This window comes from Haloferula chungangensis, from assembly GCF_042664875.1.
Taxonomy (GTDB): Bacteria; Verrucomicrobiota; Verrucomicrobiia; order Verrucomicrobiales; family Akkermansiaceae; genus Haloferula; species Haloferula chungangensis.
This window is the reverse complement of sequence record NZ_JBHTBS010000001.1, coordinates 1-16,430: the sequence shown is the minus strand read 5'-3', so window position 1 is coordinate 16,430 and position 16,430 is coordinate 1. Positions and strand designations below refer to the sequence as shown.

The 16,430-nt window shown below is 58.6% G+C and carries 8 protein-coding genes and 2 pseudogenes; 2 read left to right on the top strand and 8 right to left on the bottom strand.

The window, feature by feature from the left end:
- Positions 1-166 precede the first annotated feature (166 nt).
- Positions 167-4,519 carry a hypothetical protein gene (locus ACFQY0_RS00045; RefSeq protein ID WP_379707763.1) on the top strand — a complete coding sequence of 1,451 codons (4,353 nt, stop codon included), beginning with the start codon at positions 167-169 and terminating at the stop codon, positions 4,517-4,519.
- A 96-nt stretch (positions 4,520-4,615) separates the two neighbouring features.
- Here the strand turns inward: ACFQY0_RS00045 and ACFQY0_RS00040 are convergent, their stop codons facing one another.
- Both ACFQY0_RS00040 and ACFQY0_RS00035 read right to left on the bottom strand, forming a co-directional pair.
- The gene (locus tag ACFQY0_RS00040) at positions 4,616-4,966 is read right to left on the bottom strand and encodes a Spx/MgsR family RNA polymerase-binding regulatory protein (protein ID WP_379707761.1); all 351 of its coding nucleotides are present in this window, start codon (positions 4,964-4,966) and stop codon (positions 4,616-4,618) included.
- 121 nt (positions 4,967-5,087) lie between these two features.
- Positions 5,088-9,800 (bottom strand): PAS domain S-box protein, encoded by a 4,713-nt coding sequence (locus ACFQY0_RS00035; protein ID WP_379707759.1) that lies wholly within the window; start codon positions 9,798-9,800, stop codon positions 5,088-5,090.
- 236 nt (positions 9,801-10,036) lie between these two features.
- Between ACFQY0_RS00035 and ACFQY0_RS00030 the strand changes: the two genes are divergently transcribed.
- Positions 10,037-10,501 (top strand): transcription elongation factor GreAB, encoded by a 465-nt coding sequence (locus ACFQY0_RS00030; RefSeq protein WP_379707757.1) that lies wholly within the window; start codon positions 10,037-10,039, stop codon positions 10,499-10,501.
- A 15-nt stretch (positions 10,502-10,516) separates the two neighbouring features.
- Here the strand turns inward: ACFQY0_RS00030 and ACFQY0_RS00025 are convergent, their stop codons facing one another.
- The 6 genes and pseudogenes from ACFQY0_RS00025 to ACFQY0_RS00005 form a co-directional block, all read right to left on the bottom strand.
- Positions 10,517-11,899 carry an aspartyl protease family protein gene (locus ACFQY0_RS00025; protein ID WP_379707755.1) on the bottom strand — a complete coding sequence of 461 codons (1,383 nt, stop codon included), beginning with the start codon at positions 11,897-11,899 and terminating at the stop codon, positions 10,517-10,519.
- Between the two features lie 5 nt (positions 11,900-11,904).
- Positions 11,905-13,152: a hypothetical protein gene (locus ACFQY0_RS00020; RefSeq protein WP_379707753.1), complete on the bottom strand. Its 1,248-nt coding sequence runs from the start codon at positions 13,150-13,152 to the stop codon at positions 11,905-11,907.
- Positions 13,153-13,292: 140 nt separating this feature from the next.
- On the bottom strand, positions 13,293-13,997 hold the full coding sequence (locus tag ACFQY0_RS21480; protein ID WP_465262155.1) for an RluA family pseudouridine synthase: 705 nt from the start codon (positions 13,995-13,997) through the stop codon (positions 13,293-13,295).
- Positions 13,998-14,261: 264 nt separating this feature from the next.
- A pseudogene (locus tag ACFQY0_RS21475) lies at positions 14,262-15,095 on the bottom strand (sulfurtransferase); the annotation flags it as partial.
- 62 nt (positions 15,096-15,157) lie between these two features.
- A complete protein-coding gene (locus tag ACFQY0_RS00010; RefSeq protein ID WP_379709390.1) occupies positions 15,158-15,733 on the bottom strand; it encodes a chitobiase/beta-hexosaminidase C-terminal domain-containing protein in 576 nt (191 codons plus the stop codon).
- Positions 15,734-15,835: 102 nt separating this feature from the next.
- Positions 15,836-16,294, bottom strand: a pseudogene (locus tag ACFQY0_RS00005) (DUF4982 domain-containing protein); the annotation flags it as partial.
- Positions 16,295-16,430: the final 136 nt, after the last annotated feature.

The window sequence follows — 16,430 nt, the reverse complement described above, 5'->3', positions numbered from 1 at the left end:
TACCCATCCTTGCCGCTCCCATCTCGCCATCAAACGCTCCCCTTGCGCTTCCCCGCCCCCCACGATCGAGTCATAACTCTTTCAACATACGGGAACTCCGGACAAAGACAGAGGCTGAGTCTATTTCGATTGTGGGCCATCGCTGGACCGCTAAGTTGCGAGCACCATGAAGCGACTCCTTGTCCTGTCTGCCTTCCTGATCTTTCTCATGCCGGCCCCTGTGTCTTCGCAGAATCCGCCAGACGGAGATGAATCCTCAGCCCCAGACATCCTCCCGGAGCTGCAGACTGAAATCGCTGAAACGAAGGTTTCAAGCGAGTTGTGCGAAAGCTACGCCAGTTATGCCGACGAACACCCCGGTGCCCGCTCGACGCTCGCGAGTTTGCGAACCATTTTCTACTCCCAGCTCAGCAAAGGCAATCAGCCACTGAGCATCAGGAACCTACCCGCCGAACCCAACACCGCCCCAAAGCCACCTAACAGGCAAAGCACTCCCTCGGCGATTCCTTCGATTTACGCAGGAGAGGATCTCATCGCCGCGCTGCCGGACGTGCTGCGCACCGGCTTCGATGCCCGAAAGGCGGCCTACATCGAACTCGCCAGGGCGACTCTCTCAATTCCTGAACTGAGTCCAGTATCGATCTGCGCCCTTTATGAAATGGGTGAGCTCGGTGAACCCGCCGCATTCGAACTGTTTCTGGAAAAACTCGCCCCATTGCTAACCGCAAACTACCCCCACTTTCAATCTTCCATCGCCGTCGACCAGAACCGCGGGAGCGGCCTGGAGGCCGCGACTCTGGCAGTCCAGCTGGCCACCAAGCTCGAACGCAGCGACGAACTCCGGGCGATCCTCAAACCCGCTCCTCCGGAGGCCTACGCGGGCGTTCAACTCGCTCAGCGGCTGCTCGCGCTCACCGATCTCTACACCCACGATTCATCTCCTCAGGGAATGACGAAGGCTGCTGATCTCGTGGCCGGCCGGAGAATTTCCTTCGATGACCTCGTGACTGCCGCCACCTTCAGGAAGCAAGCATACGAGACCACCGTAGGAGTGCTGGTGGCGGCCCTCAAGCACGAGAACTCCGCCTACCTTCAAGCAGCCCAGGCTCTGCAAATTCTGGGGATGATGCCCGAGGGCAAACAAACGACCGCCGACCAATTCCTCAGGAGCTACCTCGATTCCAAGCAAACTCATCAGCGCCAACAACAGGAGATCGCCGGACTGATCATCGAGAACGGGAATCTCTCAGCCCGCTTCAAGAGCTTCGAACCCGAACTGTTGGGTCTTCTACTGTCGCCCAGCGGGGAATCGAGCAGCCTGGTGGGCATCCGTCACCTTGAACAGGTGGCCGCCTATCTGGGGAGGCGTGCTGGCGAGGGCGGTATCGACGACGAGTGGCGAAAGCTCGCAACTTTGCTTGCAACCCAATTTCTCAGATACCCTGAAGACCGAGGCCCGACGATCAGAGAAGCCATGGCAAAACGTCTGTTAGACATCGGCCTGTCCCTTGATGACCCCGAGCTGCTGGAGGCTATCGTCACGCGGATGGCTAACTCCGTCACCTGGCCCTTCGAACTCGTATTCCGCTGCCTGAGGAACGATCGGAAAGGAGCCGCACTTGCCGCACTCAACCACGGCAAGTCCGACAACCTTTTCCCCCTATATCCACACCAGCTCCAGCCGGAAGACCTCAAGCACCTCATCCCTCTTGCAGAAGAACTCCTCGGCGAGAACGACACCCCGTCGCAGGAAAATGTCTTCATCGCGATGCAATTGATCGAGTCCTGCCTTCGAAACAAACCGACGGAAGCCACACTCGAACGTGCCAACGAGCTCTATGAGCAAATCGTCAGGCGATGGGGCGAAGTTGAGTCAACGAATGAGAACCTTCTTCAGCAGGGAAACCGGGTCCTCTGGCGCAACTCATCCATCGACAAGGAAGCAGCGGTTCCGGCCCTCCGGACCTGGCTGGAACTCCACCCCGTGAGTCAGATCATCACCCGCAAGGAGAATGGTCAGCCGTCAAGCGATGCCGAACACGAGGTCTGGCGGGCATGCCTGAACTCGGGCTATTTTCAGCCGGAGATTGCCCAACTCGCCGACGCCCTGACCGAGGCAGGAGCCTCGGGCGATGCAATCAGGCACCAAAAGATTACCGAGGCACTGGTCCGGGCGATCGCATCGGGCAGCTCCAGCAAGGGGCACCCCAAACCTCTCTCCTCCTACTACGCCTTCGTCAAAAACTGGTTCCTGACGCACACCGATTTCTCCCTTCAAGAGCAAGCACCTGCCTGGTCCGGCATTCTCGCAGAATGCAGAGGGCTCGGTCTGAAGGAAGATGACATCGGAAAGGTTCTTCAATCCGTGCTCTCCTATCTCAAAAGAACCAACGCAGAGGAGCAAGGTGAGCAAGTCACCAGACTCGACTTGTACCTCAAGCTCTCCTCACTGGAACTCTCGGACGAAGTCGAATTCCAGATCGTGAGTTATGGATGGGGATTCGGCTACTGGTCGGTGCTGGAGCTGGGAACGCCACAGGAAGCTTTCGAGCTTCTGGACAAGCAGTTAGATAAGCACCCGAACAGGGAGTTCTGGGCATCCTATTTCCTTTCATACGCCCAATCTTCTTTCTACCGCGACTCCGAGGGTCAGCGACTGGAACGCAGCGAAGGTGAGAAGGCCGTCCGTCAGTGGCATCAGGACTTCCGTTCCTCCGCAGCGGGAACGTGGCTGGAACCCGTAGCGACCGCCCTCGCCGCACAGCCAGACAAAGCTCAGGCTCTCGCCCTCTACTCCCTTGCCTCCCCGACGGGGCGTCAGCAGCTTGAAAGCCTCCCCCTGGGTCTCCGCCAGAAACTCCTGTTGAATGACAAGCTCGACGATGTTCTCACGGAGCATCCGACTCAGGCAGAGCCAATTTTGCGAATGGCAGCCGACTCGATCATTGAAGCACTTTCATTGGCTCCCCTGGAAGCGCCTGATCAACAGTTTTCCTATCTCGGCAGGACCGGCTCCTTCCCCAGCGCCCTGCTTGCTCACTACCGGAACAATCCCCCATTCTATCGTGAGATCTATCGGGATCTCAAGAAGGCACTCGCCGCAGTCTTCGAGATTCATGCCACGCGTAAGCACGACAAGCCCGACAACGTTTTCAACTCCCTATCAACGCTTCTCCTGCAGATTGAGACGATCGACAACGATCTGGAAATCGGCGTCCCCGAAGACCTGGCCCCCTCGATCCCCCTGATCACCTATCTCAAAGCAGGAGAAACCGAAAAAGCTCTGGCGCTCCTGACGGATTCCAACAGAGAATTCGGATTCCGCTTTCCACCGAATCCGCCCGTCTCACACGGACCGACCGCCGAAGATGACGAACGTTTGTTTAAAGACTCCGCCGCCAGCGTCATGGAGAAACTGCCGACCAGCCTCGCCGATCGCCGCATCTATCTTCGCCTTCTCGTCTCCGATCCGCCTCCGATCAATCGGCGAATTCTGGCGATGAATCCGATCGCTCGATCGGAGAACAGACCCGATGACGAATTCATCGCGGTACTATCCGAGTTTGATCAGCACGAGTTCTCGGACGACGAGCTGAGGGACGCGTGTTTGAGCTACCTCAGCCAACGATACGATGTCGGAAGGCATCTTCCCCACAAGCTTGAGGCTTGGAAAAAGCGTGTTTCCGGGGAGCCGGAGAGGAAAATCCTAAGCACACCGCTCTTCGATTCGTGGTTCTCCCTGCAGGTCGAAGCGGGAAACATTGCCGAAGTTGAGAAGGTAATTCAAGCCAGCCAGGCGAAAACCAGCGATGGCCGCAGTCTCCACGTTCCCCGCGAGCGCTGGGCGACCATACGGATCATCCTCCAAGATGCATTGGACCGATCGAGTGAAGCGAATCGCAGCGCGCGTGAAACAATGGTCTCGGCCTTCCTCGCTCTTCAATCTCCTCGAACCCCGACTGGTTGGCGCCACTCGGACCCTACCGGGGAACAGCAACTTCTCTATGGAAGCCTGCTCGGACACGCTCTCGCCGCTTCGGAAAATGAAGAGGAAATCCGAGCGCTCGAAGAGAAGATCACCATGAACGATCCCGATATCCGCGACGCCGGCTTTCGGGCTTCATGCATCGACCATGCTCTCTATTCAGCTTCTCGAACCAGTCGGGAAAAGAGTTCCGATCTTCGATTGGATTTGTTCGAACGAATCATGGCGTTTCAGTCCAAGCTCGTGATGAGAAGCGTTTCCCTGGCGCCTTCATCCACCGCCTTCATGACGGGACTGATCGATGCCTCGCAGGCGAGGGAATGGTCCGAAGCCGCACTCGAAAAAGACCCGGAGAAGATGACGATTCGCTTCGATCACGCAATGCTGCTCGATGCGCTGGGCGAGCAGGAGGCAGCACTCGAACATTTCAAACAAATCTCAGATTCTCCGATGCCCACGGACAACCTCGTCGAGCAACGCGCCTTCTCCTACGCAAGCTACAAGGCGCGACATATCAACTCTCCCCTCAGATGAACTCCGTCGTGCTTCGCCATCGCTCGGAAGATCCTATGACATGGCCAGCCGCTTCAGGGCTTAAAACTACCGGAACCCTCCAGTGCAGACCGAGCTTCATCCAAAAGCTTGCTCCCACTCGTCCTGCTTGAAGCCCACCAATGCCACGTCCTTTCCGAGCAGTATCGGACGCTTGACGAGATTCCCGTGTTTCGAAAGCAACTCGAGCGCGTCCGTCTCACTCATCTCCGGCAGCCTGTCTTTCATGCCCATTTCGCGGTAGTCACCGCCTGCCGTGTTGAAGAGCCGCTTCAGGTCCCCGCCATAGCTGGCCAGCACCTTCTTTAACTCCGCCACGCTCGGCGGCGTCTCGCGGACCGCGATCTCTTCGAATGCCAGCTCGCGCGACTTCAACCACTTGATCGCCTTCCGGCACGAATCACAGCCCTTGTATGCGTAGATCTTCATCACGTCGTGATTTTGCCTTCCCCTTGGAATGACGCAAGAATTCCCACGCCTGCGGCCAGACCATGACATTCTAACAAATGCCTCCGCCAGAGCCCGCGATCTTGAGCCCAGAACGGCAGACTCAACCCGGTTCCCGTTCCTCCGAGATCGACTTCAGCAGGCCTAACAGCTTTTTCGGATCCAGTGGCTTCACCAGATGGTGGTCAAAGCCCGCCTCGCTCGTTCGCTCGCGGTCCTCCTCCTGCCCCCACCCCGTCTGGGCAATGATGACGATAGCGTCGCCGCCCTCCATCTCGCGGATGCGGCGGCAGGCTTCATGGCCGTTGAGCTTCGGCAAACCGATGTCGAGCAGGATGACTTGCGGGCGAAACTTCTCCGCCGCCGCCACCGCTTCCTCACCATCGTAGGCAGTCTGGGTTTCGTTCCCCATCATTCCCAGCATCATGGCAAGGCTGTCCGCTCCATCCCGGTTGTCATCCACCACGAGAATGCGGAGCTTCGAACTCTTGCGCTCCGGTGCTCCCTCGTCGGCCTTATCTGCGGGTGCTTTGGAAACCACCGGCAAGCGGACCACGAATTCGGCCCCTTTTCCGAGTCCTTCGCTGTGCGCTTTGATCGACCCATCATGCAGTTCGACCAGACGCTTCACGAGGCTCAAGCCGATTCCTAGCCCGCCCTGTGCCCGTTCCAGTGATGGATCGACTTGGGAAAACATTTCAAAGACGTGAGATAGCTTGTCCGCAGGCAGACCGATCCCGCGATCCTTCACCGTCACCACGACCTCGTCCCCCTGCCGCTCTGCGGTGAGTTGGATCTTCCCGTTGCGATCACTGTATTTCGCGGCGTTGTTCAGCAGATTCAGGAACACTTGAGACAGACGCGTCGGATCCACTAACAGCTCAAGCGGTTGTTCCGGAAGTTTGACGCTCAGTTCATGGCCCATCTGATCGATGAGTGGACGGCTGGTCTCCACCGCACTGCCGACCACCGAGGAAAGGGTGACCTGCTCTTTGCGGAGCTCGAGTTTGCCGGTGGAAATCCGGCTCACATCCATCAGGTCATCCACCAGCCGCACCATTTGGCTCAGCTGTCGGTCGATCATGCCACAAGTGCGTTCGACCGCTTCCGAGTCCCCATTGCTCATCCCGATGAGTTGCAACCCGTTGCGAATGGGTGCCAGCGGATTGCGCAGTTCGTGGGCAAGCGTGGCGAGGAACTCGTTCTTGCGATGATTCGCCTCCGAGAGTTTGGCGGCAAGCTTGCGCAAGCGCTCCTCCGCGGCCCGACGCTGCGTGACGTTGTCGTGGGTCACCACCACTCGCACCGCCCCCATCGATTGGAATCGGGTCACGCGCATCAGGAACCAGCGCTGCTCGGTCGGTGAGTGGCAGGGATACTCACACTCATACAATTCCGCGCGCCCGCTCAACACATCGCGGATGCCGCGGGCGATCTTTCCGTCGTCGGCACACTCGCCCGTGCTGGTTTCACATAACTCCACATAGTTCAGGCCAACCCCCCATTTCTGGCCGACGAAATCATTCATCTCCGCGAAATCGCGCCATGCGTGGTTCACCTCCAGGATCACCCCTTGCTCATCCAGCACCGCAAGGTGGCTCGTGAGGGCGTCGATCGATGAATGATAGAAGCGAAGGGCCTCGGCCAGTTGCGCTTCCGATTCCTTGCGCTCCGTAATGTCAATGGTGGCCGCGACCACGTGCCTCGGTTTGCCATCCCTGTCGCGAATCACCGAGACGCTGTTGCTCACCCACACCAATGAGCCGTCGGGACGGATGTAGCGTTTCTCGATGACAAAGGGATCGCCCCCCGCCACGGCCGCCTCAAACAGCGGCAGGTTGCGAACGAGGTCGTCGGGGTGCGTGATGTCATGCATCCGCAAGCCATACAACTCGTCCTCCGTGCGCCCCACCACCTCGCAATACCGTGCGTTCACCTGGACAAACCGACCTGTTAGATCCACTTCCGCGATTCCGGCAAGGGTCTGGGTGAAAATCGTCCTGAACCTCTCTTCGCTTTCGCGCAGCGCCTCTTCCGCCCGCTTCCTCACCGTGATGTCCTGCACTTCGATGACCGTTCCTACCGCGACCCCCTGCTTGCGGATTACCAAGGCGTTGATCATCACCGGGAAATATTCCCCGTTCTTTCTGATGAAGATGTCTTCGTGATCGCGCACTTCACCGTTCTCCGGAAGCGCCCGGTCGATCGGACATTCCGGCATCGGATAGGGTCGCCCATCCGGGTGATGATGGTGGATGAAATCATGGAGGATCTCGCCCTGAACCTCCTCGAATTGAAAGCCCGTCATCGCCTCGGCGGCGGGGTTCATGAACGTGCAGCGGCTTTTGTCGTCCATCATGAAAATGGCAGTTGTCGCCGTATCCGTGATGCCCTTGGTCAGATCGAGTTGGAAACGCAACTCCCTCTCGGTGCGCCGAAGCTCGGTGGAGTCGAAGTAATAACACACCACGCCGAACCGCCCACCCGGCAGCATCACGCGGTGCAGTTCCCATTCATAACTCTCCGTCTCACCGATGTCCGCCCGCTGGTTCTCGAACCTATTGGAAAAATACGATTCCCCGGTCTCGAGCGTGTGACGGAAAATCCGCATCAACTCAGCGGCGACCGGCTCCGGCCAGAGGACTCGCAAGGCCTCATCGTAGGGGCAGCCAATCGCCGGACTGACATTTGCGAATGCACCCGTCTGCGATCCTTCGTTCATGCTCGCGATGCGGAAGTCCGAATCCACGATGTAGATGCCGAAGGGGCACTTCTCGACCAGATCGTAGAACATCCGCTGCGCATCGGCGCGTTCCCGCTCGGCGCGCTTTCTCTCGGTCAAGTCGAGCATGGAACCGACCATCCGCACTGGTTTGCCGGAATCATCACGCACCACCCGACCTCTATCGAAAACCACGGCATAAGTGCCGTCGGCACGCTGGAAGCGGTATTCCGAATTCCATCGCTCGCCATCCCCATCGATCACGGCATGAATGCCGTGAGTCACCCGCTCCCGGTCATCAGGATGAATGTTCTTCACCCACCAGGACGCATCGGAGTCGACCTGGTCCGAGGTGTGGCCGAACTGGGTGCGGACTCCTTCGTTCCACGTCACACCGTTCGTCACCAGATCCCAATCCCAGATCGCATCGTTGGCCGCCTCGCCCACCAGCCGGTAGCGAAGATCACTATCCCGCACCGCCTGTTCGGAGCGCTGCCGCTCGATCGCGATTCCGGCGGTGTGCGCAAGGAACTCGATCGCCTGCATTTCCTGCTCGCTGGGCCGCCGGGGATTCGGTGAATAGACGGCAAAAGTCCCGCGAACCGTGCCTGCGGGGCTGAGGATGGGCACCGACCAACAAGCCGCCAATCCGTGGCTGAGAGCCAGTTCACGGAAGCCTTCCCAAAGCGGATCTGTCGCAATGTCCTCCACGACCACTCGCTCACCGCGGAATGCCGCCGTTCCACAAGAGCCGATGGTCGGCCCCACCTCCACCGGGTCAATCGCCTCCAAATACCTGGCGGGGCAACGCCCACCTGCAACGTGCCGCAGCCGCGTCCCCCCCTCTTCTGCCACCAACATGGCGGCAATACTTCCGCCTCCGATATGGCGCTCTCCAGCCAGGCACACTTCGTCCAAAATCTTCGCAAGATCTCCGCCGCGCGCGACCTGCTCGAGCACCCGGTTCTGATCTACCAGCAGGGATTCCTCCCGGTGCCGCTCGGTCACCTCGCGAAACACCAGCACCGAGCCCACCTCGTCACCCTTTCCGCTGCGGATTGGAGCCACGGTGTCTTCAATCGGACGAGTCGTTCCGTCCTTTGCCGTCAGGATGGTGTGGCGGGTCAATCCCAGTTCCGCCCCACCATGGCTTCCGTCCAGACCACCTCCACCCGGCAGGCGGCCTTTTTCGTCCACCACGCGAAACACCGTAGCGAGCGCCTGGCCCACGGCTTCTTCCTTGGTCCAGCCGGTCAGTTCCTCCGCGACCGCATTCAAATCGGTGATGGCGCCCACCGTATCCGTGGTGACCACCGCGTCGCCAATGCTTGCCAGCGTCACCCTCAGGAGTTCCGCCTGATCCCGCTCGCGCCGCAACATCGCCAATTCGTCGAGCAGTCCCTGCGACACCTCGCTGCCCATCGCTTCAGGATCGTTCATCACGCACTCCGCCAGCGCCTCGTGAATCCCCAGCAGGTCCTTGATGTCGTCCTCGAGATGCAGCTCCGGGTGGACTTTCGTCCAAAAATGCGCCGTGCGCACAAAGGTCAGGAAGACCAGCAGGTGCTGAAACGGCACTTCCCCGAGCGCCCTGCGCAGGGCCTCCAGACAACTCCCGGCGTGCGCGGATTCCAGGAAAACATTCGCCGCACATGCGAACACCGCCACATCCAGTTCCTCATCGAGTTCCTCCAGATCGAGGGGCTCGGCGTGGCGTGACTCGAGTAGCGCAAGATGCGCTTCGACCTCTGCGCCGCGTGGCAGTGGCCGACGCAACATCCGTACCACCTGCTCGACTGTTTCCGGGGCGCATTGCTCATCCCCCGCAGGCTTCCCCAACCCGGTGAGAAATCCCACGTGCCGGGCCAGGCAATACCGGACATCGCAAAAGCGCGAGAGGTAAACGAACAGCCTTTCCTTGAACAGCGCCGGAAGCGGGTTGTCCAAATAGCCGAAGCGGGCAAATCCCCAGAGATTCTCGGTCACTTCCGGCGCCTCTGGCGCAAGACGGAAGAAGTTCGGAAGAACTCCGAAGCGGTCGCCAATCTCGGATTGGACTGAGGAAAATGCCGGTCCTTCTTCAGGTGATGCCATATGATGGTCGAATGGGAATTTTTTCTAACAAACGATCGCCCCGCGGATTCCCGAAGAACCGAGCTGGAATCCTTCACAAATTCCGGCCCAAAATATGCGCGAATACCGCATGAGCAAGTATTCTAATACCAAATATTGCGGCGCTGCCACGGACAAGCCCGAGTCAAACAGGAGTTTTCCTGACGTCCCGATCTTGCTTCCCCCTTGGGATCGCGCAAGGATTCCCACCCCGTCACATGAGTCCGAAAGCTGCCCTTCTCAACCGCATCCGCGAACACCTGAATGAGCGTCTCGAGCGTCTGACCCAAGCTGCCCGCGACGCTCATGCCGCCGCCACCGACCCCGGCAGCAAGGCGGAAAGCAAATACGACACCCGTAGCCTCGAAGCCTCCTACCTGGCCTCCGGCCAGGCCAAACAAGTCGACGATGCCGCTGATGCCGTCGGGCTTTTTGCCACCCTCACCCTTCCCGATTTCGACATCGATGAGGCCATCGATGCCGGGGCACTGGTCGAGCTCGACCTCGAAGGTGAGACCTCCTTTTACCTTCTCGTTCCCGCCGCTGGCGGCGTGACCATTGAGGACGAGGGTCGGGAAATCACCCTCCTCACCCCGGCCAGTGGGCTCTACCGCAAGCTCCTCGGCTGCAAGGTTGGCGACTCGATTGACGACCCCGATGCCCTGATCACTGAGGTCGCCTGAATCTGCATCGCTTCCTCAGCGCTGGATCAGGAAAATGCGGCTGTCCTTGTAGGTAATCACGGCATCCAGTTCGCGCATGAAGTCCGCACCGAAAATCCCGTCATAGTCGAGCTCGTCGTCACCTTCGAAGCGCGCCAGATCGGTCGAGAGCACTTTGCGATTCGTGAACTTCGCCTTGCCCATTGTCAGCTCGAGAATCTTGGTAACGGCCGCAGGAGCTTCGCCACCAATGCCGTGAACCTTCTGGTCCATCGGCCCGACTTCGCAGTCATACTTCTCCGCCGCCCACAGATGGAGAAGGCTGCTATCCGCTCCCGTATCGATCATGTAGGTCACATCATTGCCGTTGAGCGTGCCATCGACGAAGATGTGGTTTCCCTTCCGCTCATACTCGAAGGACTGGTATTTCCGAAGTGTTAGAAGTTCTTCGATGCTCAGCCCGCCGCAGTATCTGAGGAAGGTATCACCCGCCTCGCTCCACTTGCGGACATAAGCTTCATCCTCGGGGACGAAGCGCGAAAACGCCACGCTCTGCTCTTGACCGTTGGTCAGCTTCAGCTTTGCCGAAACCGTGCTCTTCGACACCACATTGCCGCGCAACACTTTCCCGTCCTTGGTTTTGAAGATACGGAACTTCAGACTGTCTTCACCTTCAGTCGCATCATCAAGATCGAGGTCGATGTCGGATTCATCCGAAAGGTCCGGACGGAGGAACATCGTGCGGTCCTTGTAGGTAATCACGGCGTCCAGGGTATTGAGGAAATCCGCGCCGAATATCGCATCATCCTTCGGCTTGTAGCCGTCCGGCATCCGGTAGGTTCTATCAGTCGCCAGAATCTTCCGGTCCTTGAAAACCGACTGGCCCAGCTGGAAGGTTTTCATCGTTGTCCAGCCGGCAGGTGCCTGACCCGACACACCGTAGATGATCTCATCCATCGGTCCGATCTCACATCCCGCCTCCTCCGCGAATGGCACATGCAACAGGGAGGTTCCGGCTCCGGTATCAATCAGGAATCGCGCGTCCTTACCGTTGAGTTTGCCGTCGACAATGATCGAATTGCTTTCAAAGCGAAACGGAATCGGCTCGTAGCCGCGAAGCTCCAACAGCTCGCGCACGGTCAAGCCCAGGCACTTCTGAAGAAACAAGGCCTTTTCCTTCGACCAGGCCTTCACAAAGTCGCGGTCCGCCTCGCTCAAGTTCTCGAGCGGCACCTTGGCGCGCCCTCCATTACTCAGCAGCAGCATCGCGTTGTCCTCATCCTTATCGACGAGCACCGCCTGGATCACCTTGCCGTTGCTGCCGGTGAACTCTCGATATTCCTGGGACACATCGTCGGCGGAAGCGGTAAGCGCGAAGCCGAGTGCCAGCAGCAATGTCTGGGGTCGTTTTAAAATCATCATCTTCATTTGAACGAGCTTGAAACCACAAATTCGATCCAGTCCTCCTGAAGCGCCTCGACGCTGTCAAAGCCCATGATCTTGGCGAGTTCGATCGGCTCGGGAATCTGGTTCGAGGTCTCGACCCGGCGAACCAGATTCGCAAAACCGGAAAGCCGCTTCGGAGTACTATTGCAGTAGTAGCCAAAGGAATAGATCAGCACCAGCTTTTCGGGATCAAGATCCGTCGACTTCCAGCTCAGCATCTGTTCGATGTCCGGCTTCACCTTCTCGCGCTTCACCAGGGTCCGCAGAGTCTTTGCCCATGACTTCCCGTCATCGAAGCCACTCTTCGTCGTGATGTCGTCGAACTGACTGCCCTGCACGTCGATCAGATTGGTCTCCGTCTTACCTGTTAGATGGATTTCCTTGAAATAGGCGAAGCCTGTGGAAATGGCGAAGTAGCCGTCCGCACCGAAGTTGCTCACTCCTCCCATCTGCTTGCCGAGGAGGTAGCCTGCCACGACGTGAACAGGAAACGGCGACATCTCTTTCTTGAACTTCCGGTCATCCCTGGCGTTGAAAACGATCGCGCGCTTTTCCAGGTTTCTCTCAGAAACCAGATCATCGGGAAGATTCATGGTGGTCGAGCTCACCTCATTCCAGGTGGCCGCGACCCGGTTGAGGGTGTCCTGTTCCGCCTTCTCTGACTCGAGATGCCTGCCATACCAGTCACCGAGGGATTTGTAGATTTCCTCATCATCGACGACGAAAATGAGCGTCTTCTTGTCGCCCCAGTCCTTGCGAAAATTCATGTGTTCGAAAGACATCCCGTGCCACATCCGCTCAGCGGTCTCGGCCATCGCCTGCGGGCGGAGGCCGGTTGTGGCGATGAGGAAATGCTCACTTTCCAGAAGCTCGAAGCTCAATTCCGTGGAGCCACCGAGAAGCAAGGGTTTTTCAAGCTTCTTGAAGGTTCCAGTATCGATCTTCACCTCATTTTCCGGTTCACCCAGTTCACCGCTCGCCACCACTTCGGGAGCCGCACCGCCGTATTCGATGAGATACTGTCGGTCCGCCAAACTCAGGTCCTCGACCTTCAATTTGATCTCGCGGGACTCAGGCGTGAGGAGGATGACCTCCGAGCCTTCGACCTTCAACAGCTGGGCGTCCACATTGCTCCCCTTCCGGGAAGTCCAGGTTCGCGTCTCCGCAGCTTGCGCGACCATCGCCAACGCCAATGCCGCCACTCCTGAGCGTATGTAAATATTCACGCCTATCGGTGGACGGAATTCCGCCATCTGTCGATCCGAAATCCCCGCCCGGGAGCCTGCCGCTGAGCGCAATCCCCATTTCACCCCGGACCCCACCGCCGAATCCGGAGTCCTGTGACGCAGGAGGCTCATTTCAAGGCTCAGTGATTCTCAAGCGCCGCCGCCCATGCTGGAAGCGGGGTTTCATAGCGGACTCGTTCGCCGCGATGCGGATGGATGAAGGCCAGTTTCCAAGCATGCAGGCACATCGGCTCATCGCCCAGCGCCATCGTCTGGCAGTCACCACGGGCACCGCCCCTCAAGTAGACCGGGTCGCCAATGATCGGACAAGCGGCTTCCCAGAGATGGATGCGGATCTGATTCGTCCGCCCAGTGAGCGGCCTGAGTTCAATGAGCGATGTCCCATCGTCATTGCGCCGAACCACTTTGACCTCGGTCACCGCCTCCTGGCCCGCATCCTCGTCGATCTCTCGAGCTCCCAGCTTGCCGGCCTCCGATGAAATCCTGGCACGAATCACGAACTCATTCTCTTCAGGAGCCCCCCACACCTTGGCCAGATAGGTTTTCTCCACTTCGCCCCGTGAAAACTGCGGCTGCAAGATCTTGGCGATCTGACGCGTCCGCGCGCAGACGACGAGACCTGTGGTATTCGCATCAAGGCGATGCGCCGGACGAGGCACCTCGGGGTGCCATGCCTTGCGCAGGAAATATTCGAGCGTGTTGCGGTTGAAACGGCCGCAGGCATGCATCGGGAGCGGTGCCGGCTTGTCGATCACCACCACCGCGTCGTCCTCATCGATCACTCCCACATTCGACGCGACATCTGGCTCGATCGTCTCGGGCATCAAACGGACGTACTGTTCACCAGCTCTCACTTTCCTCCCGGCACTCGCCACCTTGCCTTGCGGATCAAGAATGCGGCCGGCATCGATTCGGCGGCACCATTCATCACGCCCAAGGTAGGAGAATAGCTTGTCCAGCGCATCCAGTAATCCCATGCCTTCACAGGTCTTCGGAATGCGGATTGGCTTTCGATTGTCGTAGGCGATACTGCCGGGAAGTGGTGACACCGCCTTGTCCAGGGCATCCTGACGTTTCATCACTTTCTCGGCGCGCCGCTGGTGATCACTTCGGTAGCAGTGAGGACAGGATTCACCTTCCACATATCGAGGGTCGGCGAGCTCGTCAGCGGTCAGGGGTGCCTGACAGCAGAAGCAAACTGCCGAGCCCGTTTCTCGCAAGGCCGGATCCAGACCGACCCGCTGGTCGAAAACAAAGCACTCTCCTTCGTAGTGGTCGCCGCCGACTTCTTCGAAGTATTTCAGGATGCCCCCTTCGAGCTGATAGACTTCCTTGAAGCCTATTTTCTCCATCAGCGGAGCCGCTTTCTCACACCGGATTCCTCCCGTGCAGAAAGTCACCACCGGTGTTTCCCGCAGCTCTTCCGGCAAACCTGCGACTGCCTCCGGGAATTTGCGGAAGTGATCAATCCCCGCCGGCAGCGCGCCCTTGAATGTCCCGAGCTTGATCTCGTAATCATTGCGGGTATCGAGCAGCACCAAAGGTTTCCCCTGATCGAGCCACTCCTTCAGCTGGGCCGGTTTGAGGCGCGGCGACGGCTGGTTCACCGGATCGATGCCTTCCACTCCGAACGCGATGATCTCCTTCTTCAGCCTCACCAACATCCGTGAAAACGGCTGATCCTCGCTCTCGCTGTATTTCGAATGAAGTCCGGAAAGTCCGGGGATCGCCCGCAGCAGGGAAACCAGTTCCTCGACCGCAGCAGGGCGCCCCGCCACGAAAAGATTGATTCCCTCCGGTGCGAGAAGGATGGTGCCCTTCAGGTCCCGCTCTTTGCAGAACTTCAGAAGATCCTCCTTGAGGAATTTCAAACGCTCCAATCGAGCGAACAGGTATGCTGAAATATTCGTGAACCCGGCCACGCCGGAAACCTGCACAAAGCACCTTGCTTTGCCAACCCACGAGAAATCGGCGCCCCACGGACCTACTCCACCACGATCTCATCAAGTCGCAACCCGGCGTTGAAGTCGCCGACAATGCGAATCGTATTCGCACCCCGGCCGATCGGGATGCCCCTGACCACCGTCGACCACCCTTGCCCGGTAGACGGCAATGGAAGCGCCGGGTAAATCGTCTTCCCGTTCACAAGCACCGCGACCTTGTAGCCCTTTCCTTCCTTGCCCGAGCCACCGTAGCGAATTGTCAGATTCGTCTTCCCGGCATCACCGTCGTTTTCCTGATACCACTCCACGTGGCAGCCTTTCTTGTTGGCAAACTGGGCGTAGCCCTTGCCGTGGTATCCACTGACGGTGGCATTGACCACCACCTCATGAAGCTTCGCCGTTTCGGCCTGGGCCGCTGCGGGATTTCCCGCACTCTCGCCGCTGTCCCAGACGAACCCGACGTCTTCGGCGAACCGCTCTTCCAGCTCCTGCACCGCCTTCCCATCCATCACCACCAAAGCCTTCACGGTAGTCCCAAGCGCCACATCAAAAGCTCCTTCGTAGACCGTTGATTGCGTGCTCGGTTCCGATCCATCCACCGTGAAGAAAACCTTCACCTCTGCCGCCGGCAACTGACCCCTGAGTGGCAAGCGTTGCACATCGATGCTGACCTTCTTTGAGCTCACCAGCTTCTTTTCACCAAGAATGCAGCTCGCCAGCAAACTGATGTCTCCCCCCTCTCCGGTCGATTCGATATAGGCCCGGGTCAGCCCGAAAAAGGCAATCCGATCCTTTGCTCCGAAATGGCGCTCCACATCGATCGGGCTGCCATTGTCCAGCGCACGGATCCTTCCCGGCCCCGAAACATGAAAATGCGTGCGGTTCTCGCCATAGGGATAGAATTCCCCATCCGCATCCTGAGTCGTCACCCGCACCTGCACCATGTCTTTGCCCTCATCGGCCAAGCCCTCGCCATCGATCGAAAGCGCGATCCTTGCCGGCGCTCCCGCAGTGCGCACGATCTGCTCTGCCACCACCTTGCCGTCCTGATAGCCAAGCGCCTTCAGACGACCCGGCTTCCAAGGGACCATCCACTGGCACTGCATTTCATTCCACGCCTTCCCCGGCGTCCGCTTTCCAAGTGACTGATCATTGAAGAAGAGCTCAACACTGTCACAATTCGAATAGGCTCTCCTGAGATTTTAGTGGGTAAGCGGGCATTGATTTTTGAGCGTGAGATTACCCGCGATCCAGTAGGCGATGGCACGAAAATTCTCGAAACGACGGTATCCTCTAGCTCGTCTTTTGGCTAAC

Excerpts from the sequence above, each read along its gene's own strand:
- ACFQY0_RS00045 (WP_379707763.1), top strand. The coding sequence starts at position 167 with ATGAAGCGACTCCTTGTCCTGTCTGCCTTCCTGATCTTTCTCATGCCG.
- ACFQY0_RS00040 (WP_379707761.1), bottom strand. The coding sequence starts at position 4,966 with ATGAAGATCTACGCATACAAGGGCTGTGATTCGTGCCGGAAGGCGATC.
- ACFQY0_RS00035 (WP_379707759.1), bottom strand. The coding sequence starts at position 9,800 with ATGGCATCACCTGAAGAAGGACCGGCATTTTCCTCAGTCCAATCCGAG.
- ACFQY0_RS00030 (WP_379707757.1), top strand. The coding sequence starts at position 10,037 with ATGAGTCCGAAAGCTGCCCTTCTCAACCGCATCCGCGAACACCTGAAT.
- ACFQY0_RS00025 (WP_379707755.1), bottom strand. The coding sequence starts at position 11,899 with ATGATTTTAAAACGACCCCAGACATTGCTGCTGGCACTCGGCTTCGCG.
- ACFQY0_RS21480 (WP_465262155.1), bottom strand. The coding sequence starts at position 13,997 with ATGCCCGAGACGATCGAGCCAGATGTCGCGTCGAATGTGGGAGTGATC.